Here is a 25,075-nt window from a genome sequence, read left to right as displayed (position 1 = left end):
TCGGGGGCCGCCCGTAGGGTTGCCGGGTGGCCAGCCCGAGCTCCTATCGACCTGCTGCGGGGTCGATCCCGACCAAGCCGGGTGTCTACCGTTTCCGCGACGCCAAGGGCCGCGTCATCTACGTCGGCAAGGCCAAGAGCCTGCGCCCGCGGCTCTCGTCCTACTTCCAGGACATCGGCAACCTGCACCCGCGCACGGCCACCATGGTCACCACCGGCGCGAGCGTGGAGTGGACGGTCGTCGACACCGAGGTCGAGGCCCTCCAGCTGGAGTACAGCTGGATCAAGGAGTTCGACCCGCGCTTCAACGTGAAGTACCGCGACGACAAGTCCTACCCCTGGCTCGCGGTCACGGTCGGCGACGAGTTCCCGCGCGTGATGGTCGGTCGCGGCGCCAAGCGCAAGGGCACCCGCTACTTCGGTCCCTACAGCCATGCCTGGGCGATCCGGGAGACCGTCGACCAGCTGTTGCGGGTCTTCCCGATGCGCTCGTGCAGCAACGGCGTCTTCAAGCGCTCGGCCCAGATCGGGCGTCCCTGCCTGCTGGGCTACATCGACAAGTGCGCGGCCCCGTGCGTCGGCAACGTCTCGCCCGAGGAGCACCGCGAGATCGTCGACGACTTCTGCGACTTCATGGCCGGCAACACCAGTGCCTTCACCCGGCGCATCGAGCGGGAGATGTACGCCGCCTCCGAGGCGCTCGACTTCGAGAAGGCCGCCCGGCTGCGGGACGACCTCGGCGCGCTGACCAAGGCGCTGGAGAAGCAGGCCGTGGTGCTCGGCGACGGCACCGACGCCGACGTCATCGCTCTCGCCGAGGACCCGCTCGAGGTCGCCGTCCAGATCTTCTACGTCCGCGGCGGGCGAATCCGCGGCCAGCGGGGCTGGGTGGCCGACCGCTCGGACGACAGCGACACCGCCGGGCTGGTCCAGGAGTTCCTGCTCCAGCTCTACGGCGGCGAGGACGACTCGATCCCGCGCGAGGTGCTGGTGCCGGCCCTGCCGCCGGACAGCGACGTGATGGAGCAGCTGCTCACCGAGCGCCGCGGGAGCAAGGTCGCGATCCGGGTGCCGCAGCGCGGCGACAAGCGCGACCTGCAGCAGACCGTCGCCACCAACGCCGCCCAGGCGCTGGCGCTCCACAAGACCAAGCGGGCCAGCGACCTCACCACCCGCAACCGCGCCCTCGAGGAGATCCAGAAGTCGCTCGGGCTCGACGAGGTGCCGCTGCGCATCGAGTGCTACGACGTCTCCAACCTCCAGGGCACCGAGGTCGTCGCCTCGATGGTCGTCTTCGAGGACGGCCTGGCCCGCAAGTCGGAGTACCGCCGCTTCGTCATCCGCGGCGTCGACGGCCAGAACGACGTCGCGTCGATGCACGAGGTGATCACCCGCCGCTTCAAGCGCCTGCTCGACGAGCAGGCCAGGAGCGAGACGGTGAGCACCGACTCCGGTCCGATGCTCGTGGATCCGGAAACAGGTCGCCCCCGCAAGTTCGCCTACGCCCCGTCGCTGGTCGTCGTCGACGGTGGGCCGCCCCAGGTGGCAGCGGCCCAGCAGGCGCTCGCCGAGCTCGGCGTCAACGACGTACCGGTGTGCGGACTGGCCAAGCGGCTCGAGGAGGTGTGGCTGCCGGGGGAGGAGGACCCGGTGATCATGGCCCGCACCAGCGAGGGCCTCTACCTCCTCCAGCGCATCCGCGACGAGGCGCACCGCTTCGCCATCACCCACCACCGCGGTCGGCGGTCCAAGTCGATGGTCGAGAGCGCCCTCGACGACGTCCCCGGCCTCGGCGAGGTGCGCCGCAAGACGCTGCTCAAGCACTTCGGGTCGCTCAAGAAGCTCCGCGAGGCCGACGTCGACCAGATCGCGCTCGTCCCCGGCATCGGGCCGCGCACCGCCTCGGCCATCAAGGACGCCGTCGCGCAGGCCGACGCGACCCGCAAGACTGCTCCCAAGGAGCCGACGATCAACACCGCCACCGGCGAGATCATCTCTGATGATGAGTAGACACAGCATGGAGGACTAGGACATGTCCAGCAACGAGCCGACCCGCGGAGAGCTCGTCATCGTCACCGGCATGACGGGTGCGGGGCGCAGCACGGCGGCCAAGGAGCTCGAGGACCTCGGCTACTTCGTCGTCGACAACCTCCCCCCGACGCTGGTGCGCGACGTCGTACGCCTCGTCGACGACAGCCGCGGCATCCACCAGCCGATCGCCGTGGTCGTGGACGTCCGGTCCGGCTCGTTCTTCGACTCCCTGCAGGCCAACCGGCACCAGCCGGTGACCGGGCGTCCGACGACGCTGCTGTTCCTCGAGGCCACCGACGACGTGCTGGTGCGCCGCCAGGAGGCCGCGCGGCGGCCGCACCCGCTCCAGGGCAGCGGCCGGCTCCTCCACGGGCTGCAGCGCGAGCGCGGCGTGATGGCCGACATCCGCGGCGACGCCGACGTGCTGCTCGACACCTCCAACTTCAACGTCCACCAGCTGCAGGACCGCATCGCCGAGCTCTTCGGCACAGCCGCCTCCACCCGGCTAAAGGTCACGGTCATCAGCTTCGGCTTCAAGTACGGCATCCCGGTCGACGCCGACTGGGTCGCCGACATGCGCTTCCTGCCCAACCCGCACTGGGTCCCCGAGCTGCGCCCGCAGAACGGCCGCGACCCCGACGTGTCGGCCTACGTCCTCTCCCAGCCGGGGGCCGGGCGGTTCCTCGAGCAGTACCTCCCGGTGCTGAGGACGGTCGCCGAGGGCTACCTCACCGAGGGCAAGCGGTTCATGCAGGTCGCCGTCGGCTGCACCGGCGGCAAGCACCGCAGCGTCGCGATGACCGAGGCGATCGCCGGGCTGCTCCGCGAGTCGGGCTACGACGTCAGCACCGCCCACCGCGACCTCGGCAGGGAGTGACGTGGCCCGCGACACCGCACAGGCTGCGGTGGCCCTCGGCGGCGGCCACGGCCTGTTCGCGACCCTGTCGGCGCTGCGCCGGCTCCACGACGACCTCACCATCGACGACCTGACGGCTGTCGTGACCGTCGCCGACAACGGCGGCTCCTCCGGACGCCTGCGCGGGGAGTTCGGCGTCCTGCCGCCCGGCGACCTGCGGATGGCGCTCGCCGCCCTGTGCGGCGACGACGAGTGGGGCCGCACCTGGGCCGAGGTCCTGCAGCACCGGTTCGCCGGCCAGGGGGAGATGAACGGCCACGTGGTCGGCAACCTGCTGATCGTCGGGCTCTGGGAGCTCATGGGTGAGCCGGTGCGGGCGCTCGACTGGGTCGGGCGGCTGCTGGGCGCCCATGGACGCGTGCTGCCGATGGCGACCACGCCGATGGACATCACGGCGCGGGTGCGGGGCGCCGAGGAGACCGAGCCGGAGGCCGTGACCGTCGTACGCGGTCAGGTCGAGGTCGCCACGACCGCCGGACGCATCGAGTCCGTCGCCCTCGTGCCGGAGGACCCGCAGGCCTGCGCCGAGGCGGTCGACGCCGTCCTGGCCGCCGAGTGGGTCGTGCTCGGGCCGGGGTCGTGGTTCAGCTCGGTGATCCCGCACCTCATGGTGCCCGGCCTCCGCCGAGCGCTCGCCGACACCGCCGGCCGGCTGGTCGTCGTGCTCAACCTGGAGGCGCAGGCGGGGGAGACCACCGGCTTCGGTCCCGCCGACCACCTCGCCGCGCTGTTCGAGCACGCACCCGACCTCACCGTCCACGCGGTGCTCGTGGACACCTCTGCCCTGGCCGACGACCACGAGCGCCTGGCGAAGGACGTGGCGGGTCGGGGCGCTCGCCTGGTGGTGGCCGACATCGCCGTCCCGGGGGAGCCGCGCCACGACCCCGACCGGCTGGCGGAGGCCTTCCGGCAGATCGTGGACGAGGCCTGAGTCACGCCCACGGGTGAGGCCTGCCCGTTCGCGTCGAGGGTCGTTGACCCACGTGGCAGGATGCGCCCCATGGCTATGACAGCACAGGTGAAGGCAGAGCTCGCCTCCACCCAGATCACCAAGACCTGCTGTCGCAAGGCCGAGGTGGCCTCGATGCTCCGCTTCGCCGGCGGCCTGCACATCGTCAGCGGCCGCATCGTCGTGGAGGCCGAGCTCGACACCGGCGCCGCAGCGCGCCGGCTGCGCACGGACATCGCCGAGGTCTACGGGCACCCGTCCGACGTCGTGATGGTCCAGGGCAACGGCATCCGCAAGGGGAGCCGCTACATCGTCCGCGTGACCAAGGACGGCGAGGCCCTGGCCCGCCAGACCGGCCTGCTCGACCAGCGTGGCCGCCCGGTGCGCGGCCTGCCGCCCGCCGTGGTCAGTGGCGGTGGGTGCGACGCCGTGGCGGCGTGGCGCGGCGCCTTCCTCGCCCACGGCTCGCTCACCGAGCCCGGCCGCTCGTCCTCGCTGGAGATCACCTGCCCCGGCCCCGAGGCCGCCCTGGCGATCGTCGGCGTCGCCCGCCGCCTCGGCATCTCGGCCAAGGCGCGCGAGGTGCGCGGCGTGGACCGTGTGGTGATCCGCGACGGCGACGCCATCGGCGCCCTGCTCACCCGGCTCGGCGCCCACGAGTCGCTGATGGCCTGGGAGGAGCGTCGGATGCGCCGCGAGGTGCGCGCCACCGCCAACCGGCTCGCCAACTTCGACGACGCCAACCTGCGCCGCTCGGCCCGCGCAGCCGTGGCTGCCGGTGCGCGCGTGGAGCGTGCCCTGGAGATCCTCGGCGAGGAGATCCCCGACCACCTGCGCCAGGCCGGCCACCTGCGCCTGGAGCACAAGCAGGCTTCGCTCGAGGAGCTCGGCCAGCTGCACGAGCCGGTGCTCACCAAGGACGCCATCGCCGGCCGGATCCGCCGGCTGCTGGCGATGGCCGACAAGCGCGCCGAGGAGCTGGGCATCCCCGACACCGAGTCGTCCCTGACCCCGGAGATGCTGGCCGAGGACGCCTGACGCGCCCGCCTCGTCCTAGCGGGCCTTCTCCCGCAGCGACGCGCCGCGGGCACGTCGTACGGTCACCCAGGCGCTGAGCAGCGCCACCGTGCCGAGCAGGACGGCCACGACGAGCGCGGTCACGCTCAGCAGTGCGGGATCGACCCGGGCCACGACCCGTGGCCACGAGGCCTCCTCGACCTGGCCCAGGGTGATCCGACCCAGCACGATCAGCTGGGCGGCCGCACCGGCGAGCAGGCCCGCGACGGCGGCGGCGCCGAGCACCACGACCTGCTCCACGCCCACCGCCAGCAGCACCGAGCGACGTCGTACGCCGACGACGCTCAGCGCCGCGGCGTCCATCCGGCGCCCCGGCAGCTGGATCGCCGTGGTGACCACGAGCCCGGCCACCGCCATCAGCAGCACGAGGACCGCGGCGACGAGGTAGAGGCGCAGGGCGAGGGCGTACGCCGTCGAGTCGAGGCGCTCGCGCTCCTGGGCGAAGAGTCGCTCGACCGTCAGCCCCTGGCGCGCGAGCTCCGTCGAGACCCGCTCGGGGGTGTCCGCGGCGGCCAGCACCCGGACCTCGAACTCCTCCTCGTAGACCGTGCGGTTGGTCGTCAGGACGGCGTAGTCGATCAGCACCCCCTCGGGACCGAGGAAGGGGACGCTCTCGGCGACCAGCGCCGCCTCGGACGGCGGCGGACCGCCGACCGTCGAGGTCGCGGCACCGGCGGCGACCCGACCGAGCCGGTCGACGGCCTCGCGCCCGGCCACCACGGGACGCAGCCCTCCGGCGCCGGACGTGAGGCCGGCCTTGCCGGTCCCCGCTGCGGTGACGACGAGTCCCGGCCCCTCGACCCGGACGTCCTGCGCAGCCTGGGTGATGCCCTCGCCGACGAGGTGCCAGTCGCCTCCGGTGAGCACCTCGGAGGCGTCCCGGCCGTCGACCTCGAGGGGGCCGACGACGTAGTCCCCGGTGAGCGCGGTCGGCAGGCCGGCCGGCCCGGCGAGGGCCAGGCCCTCGATCGTGCAGCCGTCCTCGCACGGGACGCGCTCGGTCGAGGTGGTCTCGCCGGGCGGGAAGGGGCCGACGTAGGCGTTGAAGGTGTCCCCGCCGGCGGTGCGCATCCGCATCTCGACGGTGACCTCCTCCGCGGCCCGCGGCACGGTGAGTCCCAGCCGGAGGCGGGTGCCCGTCAGCGCGGGCGGGGACGGGCGGGTGATGAGGCCGACGACGTCGTCGACGCCGTGGCCGGGCGTCCAGGACGGGTCCCAGACCGAGGCAGCGGACAGCCGGGGCGCGTCGGCGACGACGTAGACGCCGTCCTGGGCGTTCCACGTGCCGGTGGCCATCAGCCACCGACCGTCGGGGTCGAGGCGGTGGGTGAGCGCCACGGCCTCGCGCATCGGCAGCTCGCTCGACCAGACCGTGCTGGCGGGCGCCTGGGTCGCGGCCACGCTGGCCCGCCATGCCCCGGCCGCGTCGAAGGTGCCGGCACCGAAGGTGACGACGGCGATGGCGATGGTCAGCGGGAGCACGACGAGGGTGCCGACGGACCGCCGCGCGACGGCCCGGACCGCCAGGAAGCCGGCGACCCCGCGCGCAGGCCGACGGGCGAGCGCCCGTGCCGCGGCTCGGGCGCCACCGGCCGCGCCGAGGCCCAGCACGGCGGCGATCAGCAGCGGCAGCGCGAGGTCGGCCGCGTCGGTGGCACCGCCGGCGGGACGGGTGAGGGCGGCGCCGACGAGGACCGCGGTCAGCGCCACGAGCGCCAGGGCACCGAGCACGGCGAGACGCCCCGCCGGCCGGGGTCGCGACTGCCCGCTCAGCTGGTCGGCGAGGCTGCGGGCCAGGACGGCGCGCGTCGAGACGACGCACACCGCGACGGCACAGGCGACGACCGCGACGCACGCCAGCACGACGTACGACGGCAGCGGGACCGGCACGCCCGCCGGCAGCCAGGCGCGCACGAGCGCCCAGGTGAGCGCGGCGCCGCCCGCCACGCCGAAGGGCACGGCCACGGCGACGAGGAGCAGCGGCTCGCTCAGCGCGAGCAGCCACGTCCGGCGTCGGTCGGCGCCACGCAGCGACGCCAGGGCGAGGTCGGGGACTCGCAGCTCCCCGGCTGCCGAGGTGAGGCGGCTGAGCAGGGCGAGGGCGACCAGCACGAGCGACACCACGGCCGGGGCCACGGCGAGCAGTGCGGCGCGACGCTCGCGGTCGACGTCGGCGACGATGCCGTCGAGGTCGTTGTTGGAGATCTCGGCGGCGGTGCCGACCTCGAGCTGCTGCGGGGCCGGGTCCGCGGCGGCGCGCTCGGCCAGTGCCGGCAGGTCGGCGGCGTCGAGGTCGGCCGGCACCTCGATGCGGCTGTCGACCCGGACGAGGATCAGCTGCGGGGGCAGCCCGGCCAGCTGGTCCGGCGCGACGAGGTAGGGGGCCGGCTGCCGGGGGATCTCGGTGCCCTGCTGTCCATCGGGACGCACGGTGGCGGGCACCGACGCCAGCCGGCCGGGCTCGAACCAGAAGTCCTCGAGCGCCTCGCGCCGCTCGGCCGGGACCGTGGGGCCGGACGGGTAGGCATAGGTGCCGACGAGGGTGAGCGTGCCGAACGGCCTACCCAGGTCGATGCGGTCGCCGAGCTCGTGGCCGTCCTCCTCGGCGTCACCGGCGAGCACCGCCACCTCGCCCGGCGCGGTCGGGCAGCGGCCCTCGAGGTCGAGATGGGTGCACGCGTCCGGCTTCGCCATCAGCATCACCTCGCCCAGCGCGCCCGGGGCGAGCACCCGAGCGGTCTCGAGCTGTGCCGACGGGGCGTGCTGGTCCTCGGGCAGGACGAGCTGCGCGAGGGTGTCGTCGAGCAGGGCACCGGGGTCCTCGGTGGTGGTGCTGGGCCGGACCTCCCACGTGCGCCCCGTCAGCACGTTGCGCTCCTCGGAGAGGCGGGTGACGGCGTACGCGTTGCCCACGGCCGCGGCGAAGGCCGGGCCCAGGACGGCGGAGCCCAGCGCCACGACCAGCAGGAGCAGCGTGCCGACCGAGAGCAGGGTGCGTGACCTCAGACCGTCGAGCGCGACGCGGATCACGGCGTGACCTCCTCGCGCAGCCGGGCCGGGAGGCTGGCCCGGTCGGTGACGCGGTCGGTCCACCACGTGGTGGCAGCGGCCAGGACCGTCGCGACGGCGCCCGCAAGGATGATCGCCGGCACACGGGCGCCGGTGTCGAGGGGGAGCTGCCCGGGACCGGCTGCCAGCACGGGCAGCGCGTCGGAGAGGGCCGTGACGACCAGCAACGTCGCGACGACGGTCGCCAGTCCTGCCGCGAGGGCCACCACGACGATCCCCAGGCGGCCCGCGGCGCGCTGGTCGGACCGTCGTACGCCGACGAGGCGGAGGACCGCGCGCTCGTGGGTGCGCTCGCGGCGCAGCCGCGCGGCCGGCAGGGCGAGGGCGAGGAGGCCGAGCAGTGCGCCCCCTGCCGCCAGCAGGGCGTACCGGGTGGCCACGCCGTCGTCGGCGGCCTCGACGAGGTCGTCCGAGAGCTCGGTCCCCGCGCGGGCGGTGCCGACCCGGGCCAGCACGTCCGTCGGGGTGTCGCCGCGAGCCAGGACCAGGGGCTCGGCCCGGGCGACGGCGCCCGTGCCGGGCACCGTGGAGCTGGTCAGGTCGAGGACGGTGCCGGCGGCGCCCACCAGGGGCAGCGCGTCCGCGGTCCCGAGGACCCGGGCGGGGCGGGCCATGCCGCCGGTGGTGGGCGCCTCCGGCCCGTCGCTCCAGGCGACCGTGTCGGTGGCGAGGACCGGTGCCGCCCAGGGGGACCGGTCGGTGGCGAGGTAGCTGGTGCCGGCGCTGCTCGGGCGGACGCGGAGGCGGTCCGGAGTGGCGACGACCTCCCCGGGAGGTCGGTCGTCGGGCTCGGCCAGCGTCCACGGTCGGGCGAGCAGGTCGAGCCCGCCGAGGTCGAGGGTGGTGAGGTCGAGGAAGGGCCGCTGGCACCGGGGCTGGGCCCAGGTGTCGTCGTTGCACGGGACGCCGACGGCGACCTCGAGGCCGGTCACCCGGCAGCCGGTCTCGCAGCGGACCAGGTCGGCCGACACCGTCGTCGGCTCGCCCGGCTCCGGACGGGCGAAGACGGTCTGGCGGCCCACCCCGGTCGGGCTCACCGTCAGGAGGTCGAGGCGCAGGGGCCGGGCGCGGGGGCCGTCCAGCGCGAGGCGGACGGTCAGGCGGCCACCGGTGGTGGTGGGCTCGGCCTCGGTCGCCGCGGCCGCGGCGCCGAGGTCGGTCACCAGGGCCGAGCCGCCAGCTGCGACGGTCCCGTCGAGGCTGTCGCCGACCACGCGCTCGTAGCGCGTCGTGTCGAGGTAGACGCGACGCGAGACCGGGCGCTCGTCCTCGAAGACCCGGATCGCCGCCATCAGCCACTGGCCGTCCGGATCGGCCTCGCGGGTCGCCTCGACGAGCGCCTCCGCTGACCCGTCGTACGGCACCACGAGCGGCGTCGGGGCCGTGACGACGGCGGTGTCGTCCGACCACTCGGCGACCGCCAGCGCGATGTTGGCAGCGCAGCCGAGCAGCACCGCCGAGCCGACCAGGACCGGCAGGCCGGCCGAGGCTCGCGGCAGCGCGAGGCGGTGGCCGGCGAGCGAGGGTCCGATCCCGGGACGCCGAGCGAGCCGGCGCGCGAGGAGCCGCACCGCCGCGGTCGCCAGCAGACCCGCGGCGAGCCCGACGACCGCGGGGGCGGTGAAGGCCCACACGTCGGGCGCGGACGAGGAGCGGCGCAGGAGGGCGACGACGGCCGCGACCCCGACGACCACGGGAACCAGGGCCGCCGCGGTGCCGGCGCTGCGCGCCCGGTCCCCGGCGGCCGGGCGGAGCAGGTCGGTGAGCGGTCCGCGCACGGCGACGACCATCGCCGTGACCATCGTGGCGGTGGCGACGAGCCACACCACGGCCGTCAGGCCTGCGGACGCGGTCCCGGCGCCGAGGGCCAGCGGCACCGCGACTCCCACCAGGCCGCCGAGGACCGCGGTCAGCAGCGGCTCGGCGACGAGCGACGACACCCACCCGACGCCTCGGCGGCCGTGCAGCCGCAGCAGGGCCGCCTCCTGGCGCCGGGCGTCGCCGAGGGCCAGGCCCGCGCCCGGGAGGACCCCGGCTGCCAGCAGGACCAGCGGGGCGAGGAGGGCGGGCCTGCCGCTGCCGTCGGCCAGCACGGTCGCGGCGGTGACCAGGGCGATCGCAGCAGCGATGGGCAGGTGCGTGCCCCGCCGGGCCCACCACCCGGCCATGAGCCGCAGGGTCATACGAGTCGGCCCTCGTCGATCGCCACGTGGTGGTCGGCCAGGTCCACGATGGCCGGGTCGTGGGTGGCGATGACGACCACGCACCCGCGCTCGGCCTCGGCGCGCAGCGCGTCGAGGACGACCGAGACGTTGCCCTGGTCGAGCTCGCTGGTCGGCTCGTCGGCGAGCAGCACCGGCGCGCCCACGACCAGGCCGCGGGCGCAGGCCACGCGCTGCAGCTGTCCGCCGGACAGCTCCTCCACCTGGCGATCGCCGAGGTCGGCGATGTCGAAGCGGGCCAGCGCCGCCTCGGCGCGGTCGGACGCGTCGCTCCACGACGTCCCGCGGGCGCGGAGCGCGATGGCGACGTTCTCGCGTGCGGACAGGATGGGGACGAGGCCGTAGACCTGGAGCACGAAGGCGATCTCGGGCGGCGGGTCGCCGTCTCCCTGCCACGTCGGCCGGCCGTCGTACGTCGCCGAGCCGGTGCTCGGGGCGACGAGCCCGCCGGCGATCGAGAGGAGCGTCGTCTTGCCCGACCCGCTCGGCCCGGACAGGGCCGTGACGCGCCCGGCGGCGAACGTCACCGAGACGTCGTCGAGCAGCAGGGGTCCGGGCTGGTAGCCGACGTGGTCGAGGACCAGGTCACCGGTCCCGTACGTCTCGGTCCTCATCGCAGACCGTCCCGCGGGATGCCGGTCTCGTCGGCCGGGTGCGTGATGACGATCCGGCGCGGCTCCGCCTCGACCCGCACGAGCGTCCCGGCCGGCCACTGCGTGGTGACGTGGGAGGGCAGGTGGAGGACGCCCTCATTGCCGATGACGGCGTACTCGGCGCCGTGGTGGCCCTCGGACCCGACCCGGCCGCCCTTCATCGTCACGGTGCGGGGGAACGTCGCCGCGACCTCGGGCTGGTGGGTGACGACCACGACGGTGGTGCCGAAGTCGCGGTTGAGGTCGTGGAGCAGCCCGACGACGGCGTCACGGTCGGCGTGGGAGAGCTGGCTGGTGGGCTCGTCGGCGAGCAGCAGGCCCGGCGTGGTCGCGACCGCGCACGCGAGGGCGAGGCGCTGGCGCTGGCCGCCCGACATCGTGCTCACCACCTGGTCGGCCTGGTCGGTCAGCCCCATCCGGTCGAGCAGGTCGGCCACGCCCGGTGCCCGGTCGGCCTCCTCGGCGGTCATGCCGACGCGGGCGAACTCGATGTTGCGCCGCGCCGTCGTGTAGGGGAGGAGGTTGCGGGTGGCTCCCTGCAGCATCGTCGCCACCCGGCGTGCCCGCAGCCGGGCGAGGTGTCGCTCGCCCATGCGGGAGATGTCGTCGTCGCCGAGGAGGATCCGCCCGGCGCTCGGCCGCTGGATGCCCCCCAGGAGCGCGAGGAGGGTGGACTTGCCCGACCCGCTCGGGCCCAGGAACGCGACGCGCTCGCCCGGGGCGATCTCGAGGTCGACGCCCTGCAACGCGACGACGTCGTGGCCCTCGAAGGTGCGGTAGAGGTGCACCACGCCCGAGCACCGGACGCCGATGCCGCCCCCGTCCTGCACCTGAAGTCCTCCTGGAGCCGTGTCGTCCGATCGTCACCCGGTCGACCCGGAGTGCGGGGACATCATGCACATGCCGTGTCGGTCCCGACGGGGTGACGCTCTTTGATCGATCCAAAGTTACTGGTCCGTACCGCGGGCGACCTCGGTTCGCACCGTGTCCGGCACCCGATAGGGTCGGAGACGGTCACCAAAGGCCGCAGCTGTCGACGGGGTCACCGAAGGCCCCCACCAAGGAGGCAATGGATCATGACTGTCCGCGTAGGTATCAACGGCTTCGGCCGCATCGGCCGCAACTTCTTCCGCGCTGTGCGCGCCTCGGGCGCCGACATCGAGATCGTCGGCGTCAACGACCTGACCGACAACGCCTCGCTGGCGAACCTGCTCAAGTTCGACTCGATCCTGGGCCGGCTCGACGCCGACGTGTCAAGCGACGACACGTCGATCAAGGTGGGCGACCAGACCATCGCGGCGTTCGCCGAGCGCGACCCGGCCGCCCTCAAGTGGGGCGAGCTGGGCGTCGACGTGGTCGTCGAGTCGACCGGCTTCTTCACCGACGCGACCAAGGCCAAGGCCCACGTCGACGCCGGGGCCAAGAAGGTCATCATCTCCGCGCCCGCGTCCAACGAGGACATCACCATCGTGATGGGCGTCAACCACGAGCTCTACGACCCGAGCGCCCACACCGTGATCTCCAACGCGTCGTGCACGACCAACTGCCTCGCGCCGATGGCGAAGGCGCTCCACGACGGCCTCGGCATCAACAAGGGCCTGATGACGACCATCCACGCCTACACCGCCGACCAGAACCTCCAGGACAACATCCACAAGGACCCGCGTCGCGCCCGCGCCGCCGCCCTCAACATGGTGCCCACCTCGACCGGTGCCGCGAAGGCGATCGGCCTGGTCCTGCCCGAGCTCAAGGGCAAGCTCGACGGCTACGCCATGCGCGTCCCGGTGCCGACGGGCTCCGCCACCGACCTCACCTTCGAGGCCAGCCGCGAGACGTCCGTCGACGAGGTCAACGAGATCGTCAAGGCCGCCGCGGACGGGCGCTACCTGCGCTACTCCACCGACCCGCTGGTCTCCACCGACATCGTCACCGACCCGGCGTCGTGCATCTTCGACGCGCCGCTCACCAAGGTCCTCGGCAACCAGGTCAAGGTGCTCGGCTGGTACGACAACGAGTGGGGCTACTCCAACCGCCTCGCCGACCTGATCACCCACGTCGGCACCTCGCTCTGACCCCGATGGCCGACCCCACCGCTGGCATCGAGTCCCTCGGTGACCTGACGGGCAAGCGCGTCCTGGTCCGCTCGGACCTCAACGTGCCCCTCGACGGCACCACCATCGCCGACGACGGCCGGATCCGCGCGAGCGTGCCGACCATCAGGCAGCTGTCCGAGGCGGGTGCCCGCGTGGTCGTCACCGCCCACCTCGGGCGGCCGAAGGGCGAGCCCGACCCGGCGTACTCCCTCGAGCCGGTCGCCGCTCGGCTGTCCGAGCTGCTCGGTCGGCCGGTCGCCTTCGCGACCGACACCGTCGGGGCGAGCGCGTCGGAGACGGTCGCGGGCCTGCAGGACGGCGACGTCGCCCTCCTGGAGAACGTCCGCTTCAACGACGGCGAGACCAGCAAGGACGACGAGGTCCGCGGAGCGTTCGCCGACCAGCTCGCCCAGCTGGCCGACGCCTTCGTCTCCGACGGGTTCGGCGTCGTGCACCGCAAGCAGGCCAGCGTGTACGACGTCGCGCTGCGGCTGCCGTCCGCGATGGGCGGGCTGGTGGCGGCGGAGGTCGACGTGCTGCGCAGGCTCACCGAGGAGCCCGAGCGGCCCTACGTGGTCGTGCTGGGCGGGTCGAAGGTCTCCGACAAGCTCGGGGTGATCGACAACCTCATCGACAAGGCCGACAAGCTGCTCATCGGCGGCGGCATGGTCTTCACCTTCCTCAAGGCCCAGGGCCACGAGGTCGGCAAGAGCCTGCTCGAGGCCGACCAGCTCGACACCTGCACCCGCTACCTCCGCGAGGCCGCGGACCGCGGCGTCGAGATCGTGCTGCCGACCGACGTCGTCGTGGACACGGCGTTCCCGTCGGGCGACCGCGAGCCGCAGCCCTCCGTCGTACCCGCCTCGGAGATCCCGGCCGACGCCCTCGGGCTCGACATCGGTCCCGAGTCGGCGGCCGCCTTCGCGGCTGCGCTGGCCGACGCGCGGACCGTCTTCTGGAACGGCCCGATGGGCGTGTTCGAGACCGACGCCTTCGCCGGCGGCACCCGCGCGGTCGCCGAGGCGCTGACCAAGGTCGACGGGCTGTCGGTCGTCGGCGGTGGCGACTCCGCCGCTGCCGTGCGCCAGCTCGGCTTCGACGAGGCCGCCTTCGGCCACATCTCCACCGGCGGTGGCGCGTCGCTGGAGTTCCTGGAGGGCAAGGAGCTCCCGGGCATCGCCGTACTTGAGAGGGGCTGACCGTGGCCAAGAACGACCGCACCCCGCTGATGGCGGGCAACTGGAAGATGAACCTCAACCACCAGGAAGCGGTGGTGCTGGTCCAGAAGCTCGCCTGGACGCTCGCGGACAAGCGCCACGACTTCGGCAAGGTCGAGGTCGTCGTCGTGCCCCCGTTCACCGACCTCCGCTCGGTGCAGACGCTGGTCGACGGCGACCGCCTGTCGATCCGCTACGGCGCACAGGACGTCTCCGTCCACGACAGCGGCGCCTACACCGGCGAGATCTCGGCGTCGATGCTGTCCAAGCTGGGCTGCTCCTACGTCGTGGTCGGCCACAGCGAGCGCCGGATGCTCCACAACGAGTCCGACGAGCTCGTCAACGGCAAGGCCCACCAGGCGCTGCACGCCCACATGACGCCCATCGTGTGCGTCGGGGAGGGCCTCGACGTACGCCAGGCCGGTGAGCACGTGCCCTTCACGCTCACCCAGCTCGACGGCTCGCTCGACGGGTTCACCGCCGAGCAGGTCGCCGGTCTCGTCGTCGCCTACGAGCCCGTCTGGGCCATCGGGACGGGCGAGGTCGCGACCCCCGACGACGCGCAGGAGGTCTGCGCGGCGATCCGTGAGCGGATCCGCGAGGTGCACGGTGACGGGGCCGCCGACGGCGTCCGCGTGCTCTACGGCGGGTCGGTCAAGGCCGCCAACGTCGGCGGGATCATGGAGAAGGCCGACGTCGACGGGTGCCTGGTCGGGGGAGCCAGCCTGCAGGTCGACGAGTTCGGCGGCATCTGCCGTTTCTACGACATGCCCGTGCTGTGAGGCGCTCACCGGTTCACGACGATCGTGACGTAGGCTTCCGCTCGTGATTCCTGCCTTCACCGTCCTGCTCATGATTACGAGCGCGATCATGATTCTGCTGGTGCTGCTCCACAAGGGACGCGGCGGCGGCCTGTCCGACATGTTCGGCGGCGGCGTCAGCAGCAGTCTGGGGGGATCGTCGGTGGCTGAGCGCAACCTCGACCGGTTCACGGTCGGCGTCGGCGTCATCTGGTTTGCCTGTGTCGTTGCCCTGGGCCTCCTGATGGCCTACACGGGCAACTGAGTCCCCCGAGCGTTTCTGAGAAGGAGTCGTCATGGCTGGTGCTGGGAACGCGATCCGCGGTAGTCGGGTCGGTGCCGGTCCGATGGGCGAGGCCGAGCGCGGCGAGGCCGCGCCCCGGCAGGCGGTCACCTACTTCTGCAGCCACGACCACCGGTCGGTGGTGACCTTCGCGATCGAGGCCGCCGTGCCCGACTCGTGGGACTGCCCCAAGTGCGGGCTGCCGGCGAGCCTCGACTCGGAGAACCCGCCCCCGGCCCCCAAGATCGAGCCCTACAAGACGCACCTCGCCTACGTGAAGGAGCGTCGCAGCGAGACCGAGGCGGCCGACATCCTCGACGAGGCCGTGGCTCTCCTGCGCAGCCGCCGCAAGGCCGGCGAGATCATCTTCTGACGCGCTGACCGGGCGCTTCCTGCCCGTCCTGGACGCTGACCGGGCACTTCCTGCCCGTCCTGGACGCTGACCGGGCACTTCCTGCCCGTCGTGCTGGTCACGCCTGTGGATGACGTACGACGTTGCCCGCCGGCCCGGGGCAGGGTGGTCGCATGCAGGTCATGCCGCCGTGGTGCCGCGACGTCGTCGCGCTGGGCTCGGACGCGCCGATCCCGTGTGATCGTCCGTTCTCGGCCGCCGAGGCGTCCCGTCTCGGTGTCGACGAGAGCCTGCGGCGTCGACTGGTCGAGCGTGGCTTGCTGCGACCCGTGCTCCGTGGTGTGTTCGTCGTCGCCGGCGTCCCCGACTCGCTGCGTCTTCGGGTGGCAGCGCTGGAGCTCATCGTCCCGGAGCATGTCGTCGTCGTGGACCGGACGGCGGCATGGCTCCACGGCGTCGACGCCCTCCCTCGCTCCGCCATCCACCGGATGCCGTCCCTGGACGTCTTCAGCACGCGGGGCAGCAGGATGCGCCGCCCGGGTCTCGCGAGCGGCATCCGCGACCTGACGATGCATGACACGCAGAACCTGGGCGGGCTGACGGTGACGACGCCGCTTCGGACAGCCTGCGACCTGGGTCGGCTGCTCTGGCGCTTCGACGCCCTCAGCGCGATCGACGGCTTCCTGCGGCTCGGGCTCGACCACGGTCTGTTGCTCAGCGAGATGGGCCGGTTCGCGGGCCATCGCGGCGTACGACAGCTCCGCACGCTGGCGCCGATCGGCGACCCCGGAGCAGAGTCCCCGCCCGAGAGCGCCTTGCGCCTGCACTGGTACGACGCCGACCTGCCGCCGCCGGAGACGCAGATCTGGGTGGATGACGACGACGGGCTGCCGAAGTTCCGCATCGACGTCGGCGATCGGTCGGCGCGCTACGGCGCCGAGTACTTCGGCGAGGAGTTCCACGACGAGGAGAAGCAGGACGACGACGAGGCGCGCCTGACGTGGCTCGAGGAGCGCCGCGACTGGCACATGGACGTCTTCACGAAGGACGACGTCTACGGCCGCGAGCTCGAGGCCAGCGGACGCCTCCGACGCGGACACCTCGCGGCGGTCGCCAGCCGTCCGGTGGTCATCGACCTCTCCCGCTGATCACGACGGGCAGGAAGTGCCCGGTCGGCGGTTGGGACGGGCAGGAAGTGCCCGGTCGGCGATCAGGACGGGCAGGAAGTGCCCGGTCAGAGGGCGGAGGCGGCGGCTTCGTCGAGCCACCAGACGGTCTCGTCACCGCGTACGCCGCGGGCGGGGGTCTCGGTGACGGACCCGTCGTCGGCCAGGGCGCGCGCGACGGCCTCGGCCTTGCCCTCGCCGCTGGCGATGAACCAGACGGCGCGGCACCGCTCCATCGCCTCGAAGGTGAGGCTGACCCGGTCGGGCGGCGGCTTGGGGGAGTCGTGGACGGCGACGGCGATCGCGTCGCGGGCCTCGAGCGCCGGGTGGCCGGGGAACAGCGACGCGCAGTGCCCGTCGGGCCCGATCCCGAGCATCAGCACCTCGAAGAAGCCCGCGCCGTGCTCACGCATCGACTCGCTGTACGCCGCAGCCGCGTCCTCGGCGGTCGCCACCTCGTCGCTGGCCGGCACCTCGTGCACGTTGGCCGGGTCGACCGGGACGTGGTCGAGGAGCGACTCGCGCGCCTGGCGGGCGTTGCGGTCGGGGGAGTCGGCGGGGACGAAGCGCTCGTCACCCCACCAGAAGACCACCCGGGACCAGTCGACCGCGGAGTCCGTGGCCCGGCGGGCGAGCTCGCGGTGCAGCTCCTCGGCGATGCTGCCGCCGGTCAGCCCGACCTGGGGGACCTCGCCCCGCCCCTGAGCGGCCTCGAGCCGGTCGAGGAGGGCGGAGGCGACGTCGCCGACGAGGACGTCGGCGTCGTCGTGGCGGCGGACGTGGACGTCGTTCACTTCTTGCTCCTCAGCTTGACCAGGTGGGTGGCGACCTCGGCGTAGACGTCGTCCTCGTCGAGGCGGCGCAGCTCCTCGGCCAGCAGCGCCGGCACCTCGCGGCGCTTGAGCGCGACCGGCCGGTCGGGCCGGTTGGGCGAGGAGAACGTCGCCAGGCGGCCGTCGGCGCGCGAGATGCGGATCGGGCCCTCCCTGGTCTCCATGCTGACCTCGGTGATGCCCGGGCCGTCGGAGTTGCGACGCGAGACCTCGACCTTGAGGCGGTCGCTGAGCCACGCCACCAGCAGGTCGGCGCTCGGGCTGATCCGCTCGGCGGTGACGGTGGCCCGGGTGACCTTGAGTGGGTGCTGGTCCAGGGCGGCGGCGAGCAGCGCCCGCCACGGCGTCAGGCGCGTCCAGCTGAGGTCGGTGTTGCCGGGCGCGTAGGTGCGGCACTGGGTGAGCATCGCGGTGGACTTGCCACGCGGGACCGCGGCCGAGTCGGTGATGCGGCGCTGCGCCAGGGCACCCAGCGGGTCGGCGGCGGTGTCGGCCGGCGCGGACGTCGGCCACCAGATCGCGACGGGGGAGTCCGGCAGGAGCAGGGGCAGCACGACGGACTCGGCGTGCTTGACCACCTCGCCCTTGAGCCGGATCAGGGCGGTCTCGCCACCCCACCCGTCGCCGCTGCCGACCTGCGCGTTGACCTGGCCGGCTCCGCGGGCGTCGCCGAGGATCACGCCGAGCACCCGGGAGGGGTGCTCGCGCGAGGCCCGCTTGGCAGCGGCCATCGCCTCCGCGGCGTCCTCCTCCGGGGCGACGATGACCAGGGTCATCACCATGCCCATCGCGGGGCTGCCGGCCCGGGTGCGTGCCCGGACGAACTCAGCGGCGATCTTGGACGAGCTGGTGTCGGTGAGCTCGATCATTTAGGGCCTCCTCCACGTGCGACCGTCGCGCGCGAGCATCTTGTCGGCGGACTCGGGACCCCAGGTGCCGGAGTCGTACGGCTCGGGCTTGCCCTTGCGCGCCCAGTGCTCGATGACCGGGTCCAGGATCTTCCACGAGAGCTCGACCTCCTCGTGCCGCGGGAACAGCGGCGGGTCGCCGAGAAGGACGTCGAGGATGAGGCGTTCGTACGCCTCGGCGCTGGCCTCGGTGAAGGAGCCGCCGTAGGCGAAGTCCATGTTGACGTCGCGGATCTCCATCGCCGTTCCCGGCACCTTCGACCCGAAGCGCATCGTCATGCCCTCGTCGGGCTGCACGCGGATGACGAGCGCGTTCTGCGACAGGTCCTCGGTGGCGGTCTGCGCGAACGGCAGGTGCGGCGCACGCTTGAAGACGATGGCGACCTCGGTGACGCGCCTCCCGAGCCGCTTGCCGGCGCGGAGGTAGAACGGCACTCCGGCCCAGCGGCGCGTCTCCACGTTGACGGTGATCGCCGCGTAGGTCTCGGTGGTGGAGGTCTTCTTGATGCCCTCCTCGTCGAGGAAGCCCTGGACCTTCTCGCCGCCGGCCCACCCGGCGGTGTACTGCCCGCGGGCGGTGGTGAGGTCGAGGCGCGGCGGCAACGTGGCCGACTTCAGCACCTTCTGCTTCTCGATGCGCAGGCTCCTCGCGTCGAACGCGATCGGCTCCTCCATCGCGACCAGCGCCATCAGCTGCAGGAGGTGGTTCTGGATGACGTCGCGCGCGGCGCCGATGCCGTCGTAGTAGCCGGCGCGACCGCCGATGCCGATGTCCTCGGCCATGGTGATCTGCACGTGGTCGACGTAGTTGGCGTTCCAGATCGGCTCGAACATGTTGTTCGCGAACCGCATCGCCAGGATGTTCTGGACCGTCTCCTTGCCGAGGTAGTGGTCGATCCGGAAGACCGAGCCCGACGGGAAGACGCCGTCGAGGATGTGGTTGAGCTCGCGCGCCGACTCGAGGTCGTGGCCGAACGGCTTCTCGACGACCACACGGCGCCACTGGTCGGGCCCGGGATCGGCGAGACCGTGCTCCTTGAGCTGGCCCACGACGGTGCCGAAGAAGGCCGGCGGGATCGCGAGGTAGAAGGCCATGTTGCCGCCGGTGCCACGCAGCTGGTCGAGCTCCTCGACGGTGCGGCGCAGCTGCTCGAAGGCGGCGTCGTCGTCGAAGTCGCCCGAGACGAAGCGGAAGCCCTCGGAGAGCTGGTTCCAGACCTCCTCGCGGAACGGCGTACGCGCGTTCTCCTTGACCGCGTCGTGGACGATCTGCGCGAAGTCCTGGTCGGCCCAGTCGCGCCGCGCGAAGCCCACCAGGCTGAAGCCGGGCGGCAGCAGGCCGCGGTTGGCCAGGTCGTAGATGGCGGGCATGACCTTCTTGCGCGACAGGTCACCGGTCACGCCGAAGAGGACCATGCCGCACGGGCCGGCGATCCGCGGGAGCCGGCGGTCCTGCGGGTCGCGCAGTGGGTTGGGGTGGCTCATCGGCCTCGGTTCTCCTGGTAGTAGCGGATCAGCGACTGCGTCGAGGGATCCTGCTCGGCGGCCACCGACGCGTCGCCGGAGATCGCCGGCCGCAGCTCCTGGGCCAGCTGCTTGCCGAGCTCGACGCCCCACTGGTCGAAGCTGTCGATGCCCCACACCGCGCCCTGCACGAACGTGATGTGCTCGTAGAGGGCGATCAGCTGGCCGAGCACCGACGGCGTGAGCGCCGGAGCCATGATCGAGGTGGTCGGTCGGTTGCCCGGGAACGTCCGCGCCGAGACCAGCTCCTCGGCCACGCCCTCGGCGCGCACCTCGTCGGCCGTCCGGCCGAGGGCGAGCGCCTTGGTCTGGGCGAGGAAGTTGGCCAGCAGCAGCTCGTGGACGTCGGTCTCGCCGTCGTCGGTGCGGTCGGTGAGGTCGTACGCCGGTCGCGCGAAGGCGATGAAGTCGGCCGGCACGAGGCGGGTGCCCTGGTGGATGAGCTGGTAGAAGGCGTGCTGGCCGTTGGTGCCGGGCTCGCCCCAGAAGACCTCGCCCGTGTCGTAGTCGACCGTCGTGCCGTCCCACCGCACGCCCTTGCCGTTGGACTCCATCGTCAGCTGCTGCAGGTAGGCCGGGAAGCGGTGCAGCAGCTGTGCGTAGGGCAGCACCGCGTGCGTGTGGGCGCCGAGGAAGCTGGTGTACCAGACGTTGAGCAGCCCCATCCGGAGCGGGACGTTGGACTCCGGCGGCGCGGTGCGGAAGTGCTCGTCCATCGCGTGGAACCCGGCGAGCATCTCGGCGAAGCGCTCGGGACCGACGGCCACGACCAGCGAGAGCCCGATCGCGGAGTCCATCGAGTAGCGGCCGCCGACCCAGTCCCAGAAGCCGAAGGCGTTGTCGGGGTCGATGCCGAAGTCGGCGACCTTGTCGAGCGCCGTGGACACGGCGACGAAGTGCTGGGCGACCGCGTCCGTGGCGTCGGTGCCCGACGGCAGGTTCTCGAGCAGCCAGGCCCGGCAGAGCCGGGCGTTGGTGAGCGTCTCGAGGGTGCCGAAGGTCTTGCTGGAGACGATGAAGAGGGTGGTCTCCGGGTCGAGACCGGCCAGCGTCTGCCCGGCGTCGGTCGGGTCGATGTTGCTGATGAAGCGGCACGACAGCCCGTCCTGGCGGTAGGGCTCGAGCGCCTCGTAGGCCATCACCGGCCCGAGGTCGGAGCCCCCGATGCCGATGTTGACGACGGTCTCGATCCGTCGGCCCGTCACGCCGGTCCACTCGCCCGACCGGACGCGCTCGGCGAAGGCGTACACCCGCTCCAGCACCTCGTGGACGTCGGCCACGACGTCCTGCCCGTCGACGACGAGCGACGCGTCGGCAGGGAGCCGCAGCGCGGTGTGGAGCACCGCGCGGTCCTCCGTGACGTTGATGTGCTCGCCCGCCAGCATGGCGTCGCGACGCCCCGTCACGTCGACCTGGTCGGCGAGCGCGAGCAGCGCCGCCTCCACGTCACCGTCGTGGAGGTTCTTCGACAGGTCGACGTGGAGGTCGGCGGCGACGAGCGTCTGCCGGTCGACCCACTCCGGCGTCAGCGTGGCGCGCAGGTCGGGCTCGTACGACGCCGCGAGCCCGGCGAGCCGCGCCCACGCCTCGGTCGTCATGGGGTCGACCGGCGAGCCCATCAGCGAGCGGCCTCGAGCGACTTCGCGAGGGTCGTCTGCAGCTCGTCCCAGGCGACGACGAACTTGTCGACGCCCTCCTTGATGAGCACCTCGATGACGTCGTCGTAGTCGATGCCCGCGGCGGCGAGGGCCTTCATGTGGGCGGCGGCGTCGTCGTAGAACGGCCGGATGCGGTCGCCGCGGACCTCACCGTGGTCGGCCACGGCCTCGAGGGTCTTCTCGGGCATCGTGTTGACGGTGTCCTCGACGACCAGGTCGACGACGTACATCGTGTCGTCGTAGTCCGGGTTCTTCACGCCGGTCGAGGCCCACAGGGGGCGCTGCTTGCGCGCGCCCTTGGCCTCGAGCGCCTCCCAGCGCTCACCGCTGAAGAAGTCCTCGTACATCTGGAAGGCGAGCCGCGCGTTGGCCACGCCGGCCTTGCCGCGCAGGTCGGGGTCGGTGCCCGGCCCCTCGGTCATCGCCTCGAGCCGCTTGTCGATCTCGGAGTCGACGCGCGAGACGAAGAAGGACGCGACGGAGTGGATGTCGGCGAGCTCGTGGCCGTTGTCGGCCGCCTTCTCCAGCCCGGAGACGTAGGCCTCCATGACGTTGCGGTACTGCTCGAGGCCGAAGATCAGCGTCACGTTGACCGAGATGCCGGCAGCGATGGTCTCGGTGATCGCCGGCCACCCCTCCTTCGTGCCGGGGATCTTGATGAGCAGGTTGGGCTGGTCGACGATCCGCCAGAGCTCGGCGGCCTCCTTGACGGTCTCCTCGGTGTCGTGGGCGAAGCCGGGGGACACCTCGATCGACACGCGGCCGTCGACACCGTCGGTGGCGTCGAAGGTCGGTCGCATGACCGTACAGGCGTCGCGCACGTCGTCGGTGGTGATCACCTGCGTGGCCTTGTCGACGTCGGCACCCGCGGCGGCGAGCTCACGCACCTGGGGGTCGTAGCGCTCACCGTCGGCGAGCGCGGTCTGGAAGATGGCCGGGTTGGACGTGACGCCGACGACGTGGCTGTTCTTCACCAGGTCGGCCAGGTTGCCGGTCTCCAGCCGCTCGCGGGAGAGGTCGTCGAGCCAGATGGACACCCCGGCGTCGGCCAGGGCCTTCAGACGATCGTTCATTGGTGCCTCCTGTTGGGGGGACGGGTACGTCAGTCGGTCAGGGTGCGCAGGCTGTCGCGGGCGGCGTTGGCCACCGCCTCGCCCGTGATGTCGAACTCCTCGTAGATGCGCGCGAAGTCGGCCGAGGCGCCGTAGTGCTCGATGGAGACGATGCGGCCGTGGTCGCCGACGTAGTCGCGCCAGCCCTGCTTGACGCCGGCCTCGACCGAGACGCGCGCCTTGACGGTGGGCGGCAGCACGGTCTCGCGGTAGGCCTCCTCCTGCTCCTCGAACCACTCGAGGCAGGGGAGGGACACCACGCGGGCGCGGATGCCGTCGGCGGCGAGGAGCTCGCGGGCGGCGACCGCCACCTGCACCTCCGAGCCGGTGCCCATGAGGATCACGTCGGGGTCGCCGTCACGTCCGTCGATGGCAGGCGCGTCGATCAGGACGTAGCCGCCTCGGTGCACGTCGGACGTGTCGCTGAAGCCCTCCTCGCCGCGGGGGAAGACGGGGACGTTCTGCCGCGTCAGCGCGATGCCGGCCGGGTGGTCGGTGCGCTGCAGGACGGCGTGCCACGCGGCGGCCGTCTCGTTGGCGTCGGCAGGTCGTACGACGTCGAGGCCGGGGATGGCGCGCAGGGCGGCGAGGTGCTCGATCGGCTGGTGCGTCGGGCCGTCCTCACCGAGGCCGATGGAGTCGTGGGTCCACACGTAGGTGACGGGCAGGCCCATCAGCGCGGCCAGGCGGACCGAGCCGCGCATGTAGTCGCTGAAGGTGAGGAAGGTGCCGCCGAAGACGCGCGTGCCGCCGTGGAGCGCGATGCCGTTGAGGATGCCGCCCATGCCGTGCTCGCGGATGCCGAAGTGCAGCACCCGGCCGGCGAGCGGGTCGCCGGTCCACTGGTCGGTCGAGCGGCTCTCCGGGATGAAGGAGGGCGCGTCCTCGATGGTGGTGTTGTTGGACTCGGCGAGGTCGGCCGAGCCGCCCCACAGCTCGGGCATCACACCGGCGACGGCGTTGATCACCGCGCCGGACGCCTTGCGGGTCGCCACGCCCTTGGGGTCGGCGTCGAAGCTGGGCAGCGCGTCGGCGAGGCCGGCGGGCAGCGCGCGGGTCTGCATGCGCTCGAAGGTCTGGACGACGTCCTCGGACGCTGAGCCCTTCCACGCGTCGAAGCGCTCCTGCCAGGCGGCCTGCTGCTCCTTGCCGCGCGCGACGAGGGAGCGGGTGCGCTCGATCACGTCGGTCGGCACCTCGAAGTGCTGCTCGGGGTCGAAGCCGAGGATCTCCTTGGTGGCGGCCACCTCCTCCTCGCCGAGGGCGGAGCCGTGCGACTTCCCGGTGCCCTGGGCGTTGGGAGCGGGCCAGGCGATGACGGTGTGCAGGACGATCAGGCTGGGCCGGTCGGTGACCTCGTCGGCGGCGCGGACGGCGGCGTAGAGCTCCGGCACGTCCTCGACGTAGTCCGTGCCGTCGTTGGTCCAGTCGACGTGCTGGACGTGCCAGCCGTAGGCCTCGTAGCGCGCACCCACGTCCTCGGTGAACGCGACGTCGGTGTCGCCCTCGATCGAGATCTGGTTGGCGTCGTAGATGAGGGTGAGGTTGCCGAGCTGCTGGGTGCCGGCGATCGAGGAGGCCTCGGCGCTGACGCCCTCCTGCAGGTCGCCGTCGGAGCAGAGCGCGTAGACGTGGTGGTCGAAGGGCGACTCGTCCTCGGCCGTGCCGGGGTCGAGCAGACCGCGCTCGCGGCGTGCTGCCATCGCCATGCCGACCGCGTTGGCGACGCCCTGGCCCAGCGGGCCGGTCGTGGTCTCCACGCCCGCCGTGTGGCCGAACTCCGGGTGGCCCGGCGTCTTGCTGCCCCACGTGCGCAGGGTCCGCAGGTCCTCGATCTCGAGGCCCCACCCGCCGAGGAACAGCTGGGTGTAGAGGGTGATCGAGCTGTGGCCGCAGGAGAGGACGAAACGGTCGCGACCGGTCCAGTGCGGGTCGGCGGGGTTGTGCCGCATCACCTTGTGGAACAGCAGGTACGCCGCCGGCGCCAGGCTCATCGCCGTACCGGGGTGGCCGTTGCCGACCTTCTGGACCGCGTCCATCGCCAGGACCCGGGCGGTGTCGACGGCTCGACGGTCGGTGTCGTCCCACTCGAGGGTGGCGGGCAGGGCGGACTTCTTGGTCAACGCAGTTCCTCTCGGTGGAGTGCAACCGGGTGCAGTCAGGATCACAGCCCAGCAGGGGTGGCCTCGACTGCGACCCTATCGTCGTGGCCG

20 protein-coding genes are annotated in these 25,075 nt (G+C 72.7%); 10 read left to right on the top strand and 10 right to left on the bottom strand.

From position 1 onward, the window contains the following. Positions 1-26: 26 nt before the first annotated feature. From uvrC to whiA, 4 genes are all read left to right on the top strand, one after another. Positions 27-2,009, top strand: coding sequence for an excinuclease ABC subunit UvrC (gene uvrC, locus Q1B24_RS03555; RefSeq protein WP_299923285.1), 1,983 nt, complete (start codon positions 27-29; stop codon positions 2,007-2,009). A gap of 22 nt (positions 2,010-2,031) precedes the next feature. Further along, complete coding sequence (gene rapZ, locus Q1B24_RS03550; RefSeq protein ID WP_299923282.1) at positions 2,032-2,907, top strand: RNase adapter RapZ; 876 nt, start codon at positions 2,032-2,034, stop codon at positions 2,905-2,907. 1 nt (position 2,908) lies between these two features. Then, positions 2,909-3,877 carry a uridine diphosphate-N-acetylglucosamine-binding protein YvcK gene (gene yvcK, locus Q1B24_RS03545; RefSeq protein WP_299923280.1) on the top strand — a complete coding sequence of 323 codons (969 nt, stop codon included), beginning with the start codon at positions 2,909-2,911 and terminating at the stop codon, positions 3,875-3,877. Between the two features lie 69 nt (positions 3,878-3,946). After that, on the top strand, positions 3,947-4,933 hold the full coding sequence (gene whiA, locus Q1B24_RS03540) for a DNA-binding protein WhiA (protein ID WP_254180632.1): 987 nt from the start codon (positions 3,947-3,949) through the stop codon (positions 4,931-4,933). Between the two features lie 15 nt (positions 4,934-4,948). Here whiA and Q1B24_RS03535 read toward each other — a convergent pair whose 3' ends face one another. Genes Q1B24_RS03535 through Q1B24_RS03520 form a run of 4 tightly spaced genes read right to left on the bottom strand, consistent with a single transcriptional unit; the run spans position 4,949 to position 11,746 of the window. Beyond that, complete coding sequence (locus tag Q1B24_RS03535; protein WP_299923277.1) at positions 4,949-8,002, bottom strand: FtsX-like permease family protein; 3,054 nt, start codon at positions 8,000-8,002, stop codon at positions 4,949-4,951. After that, positions 7,999-10,224, bottom strand: a complete 2,226-nt coding sequence (locus Q1B24_RS03530) for a hypothetical protein (RefSeq protein ID WP_299923275.1) — start codon at positions 10,222-10,224, stop codon at positions 7,999-8,001. Before Q1B24_RS03530 ends, Q1B24_RS03535 begins: the two co-directional genes overlap by 4 nt. Further along, on the bottom strand, positions 10,221-10,877 hold the full coding sequence (locus Q1B24_RS03525; protein WP_299923273.1) for an ATP-binding cassette domain-containing protein: 657 nt from the start codon (positions 10,875-10,877) through the stop codon (positions 10,221-10,223). The genes Q1B24_RS03530 and Q1B24_RS03525 overlap by 4 nt, the downstream gene beginning before the upstream one ends. Beyond that, the gene (locus Q1B24_RS03520) at positions 10,874-11,746 is read right to left on the bottom strand and encodes an ATP-binding cassette domain-containing protein (protein WP_299923271.1); all 873 of its coding nucleotides are present in this window, start codon (positions 11,744-11,746) and stop codon (positions 10,874-10,876) included. The genes Q1B24_RS03525 and Q1B24_RS03520 overlap by 4 nt, the downstream gene beginning before the upstream one ends. Before the next feature lie 246 nt (positions 11,747-11,992). Between Q1B24_RS03520 and gap the strand changes: the two genes are divergently transcribed. From gap to Q1B24_RS03490, 6 genes are all read left to right on the top strand, one after another. Then, positions 11,993-12,988: a type I glyceraldehyde-3-phosphate dehydrogenase gene (gene gap / locus Q1B24_RS03515; protein ID WP_299923269.1), complete on the top strand. Its 996-nt coding sequence runs from the start codon at positions 11,993-11,995 to the stop codon at positions 12,986-12,988. Positions 12,989-12,993: 5 nt separating this feature from the next. Continuing rightward, complete coding sequence (locus Q1B24_RS03510; RefSeq protein ID WP_299923267.1) at positions 12,994-14,208, top strand: phosphoglycerate kinase; 1,215 nt, start codon at positions 12,994-12,996, stop codon at positions 14,206-14,208. A 29-nt stretch (positions 14,209-14,237) separates the two neighbouring features. Next, a complete protein-coding gene (tpiA, locus tag Q1B24_RS03505) occupies positions 14,238-15,008 on the top strand; it encodes a triose-phosphate isomerase (RefSeq protein WP_299925054.1) in 771 nt (256 codons plus the stop codon). 43 nt (positions 15,009-15,051) lie between these two features. After that, positions 15,052-15,291, top strand: coding sequence for a preprotein translocase subunit SecG (gene secG, locus Q1B24_RS03500; protein WP_299923265.1), 240 nt, complete (start codon positions 15,052-15,054; stop codon positions 15,289-15,291). A 31-nt stretch (positions 15,292-15,322) separates the two neighbouring features. After that, positions 15,323-15,682 (top strand): RNA polymerase-binding protein RbpA, encoded by a 360-nt coding sequence (locus Q1B24_RS03495; RefSeq protein ID WP_254180640.1) that lies wholly within the window; start codon positions 15,323-15,325, stop codon positions 15,680-15,682. Between the two features lie 152 nt (positions 15,683-15,834). Beyond that, on the top strand, positions 15,835-16,809 hold the full coding sequence (locus Q1B24_RS03490; RefSeq protein ID WP_299923260.1) for a hypothetical protein: 975 nt from the start codon (positions 15,835-15,837) through the stop codon (positions 16,807-16,809). A gap of 86 nt (positions 16,810-16,895) precedes the next feature. Here the strand turns inward: Q1B24_RS03490 and pgl are convergent, their stop codons facing one another. From pgl to tkt, 6 genes are read right to left on the bottom strand one after another with little or no spacing between them, the layout of a single operon-like run. Continuing rightward, entirely contained in the window at positions 16,896-17,621 is a 726-nt protein-coding gene (pgl, locus tag Q1B24_RS03485) for a 6-phosphogluconolactonase (protein WP_299923258.1), read from the bottom strand. After that, entirely contained in the window at positions 17,618-18,529 is a 912-nt protein-coding gene (locus Q1B24_RS03480) for a glucose-6-phosphate dehydrogenase assembly protein OpcA (RefSeq protein ID WP_299923256.1), read from the bottom strand. Before Q1B24_RS03480 ends, pgl begins: the two co-directional genes overlap by 4 nt. Further along, positions 18,530-20,053: a glucose-6-phosphate dehydrogenase gene (gene zwf, locus Q1B24_RS03475; RefSeq protein WP_299923254.1), complete on the bottom strand. Its 1,524-nt coding sequence runs from the start codon at positions 20,051-20,053 to the stop codon at positions 18,530-18,532. Next, the gene (gene pgi, locus Q1B24_RS03470; protein WP_299923252.1) at positions 20,050-21,711 is read right to left on the bottom strand and encodes a glucose-6-phosphate isomerase; all 1,662 of its coding nucleotides are present in this window, start codon (positions 21,709-21,711) and stop codon (positions 20,050-20,052) included. The genes zwf and pgi overlap by 4 nt, the downstream gene beginning before the upstream one ends. Then, on the bottom strand, positions 21,711-22,823 hold the full coding sequence (gene tal / locus Q1B24_RS03465; protein ID WP_299923250.1) for a transaldolase: 1,113 nt from the start codon (positions 22,821-22,823) through the stop codon (positions 21,711-21,713). Before tal ends, pgi begins: the two co-directional genes overlap by 1 nt. 29 nt (positions 22,824-22,852) lie before the next feature. Then, positions 22,853-24,967, bottom strand: coding sequence for a transketolase (tkt, locus tag Q1B24_RS03460; RefSeq protein ID WP_299925053.1), 2,115 nt, complete (start codon positions 24,965-24,967; stop codon positions 22,853-22,855). Positions 24,968-25,075 lie beyond the last annotated feature (108 nt).

Source organism: uncultured Nocardioides sp. (assembly GCF_947488025.1).
Classification (GTDB): Bacteria; Actinomycetota; Actinomycetes; order Propionibacteriales; family Nocardioidaceae; genus Nocardioides.
The sequence above is the reverse complement of the archived record's forward strand: the minus strand, read 5'-3'. Positions and strand labels throughout refer to the sequence as shown.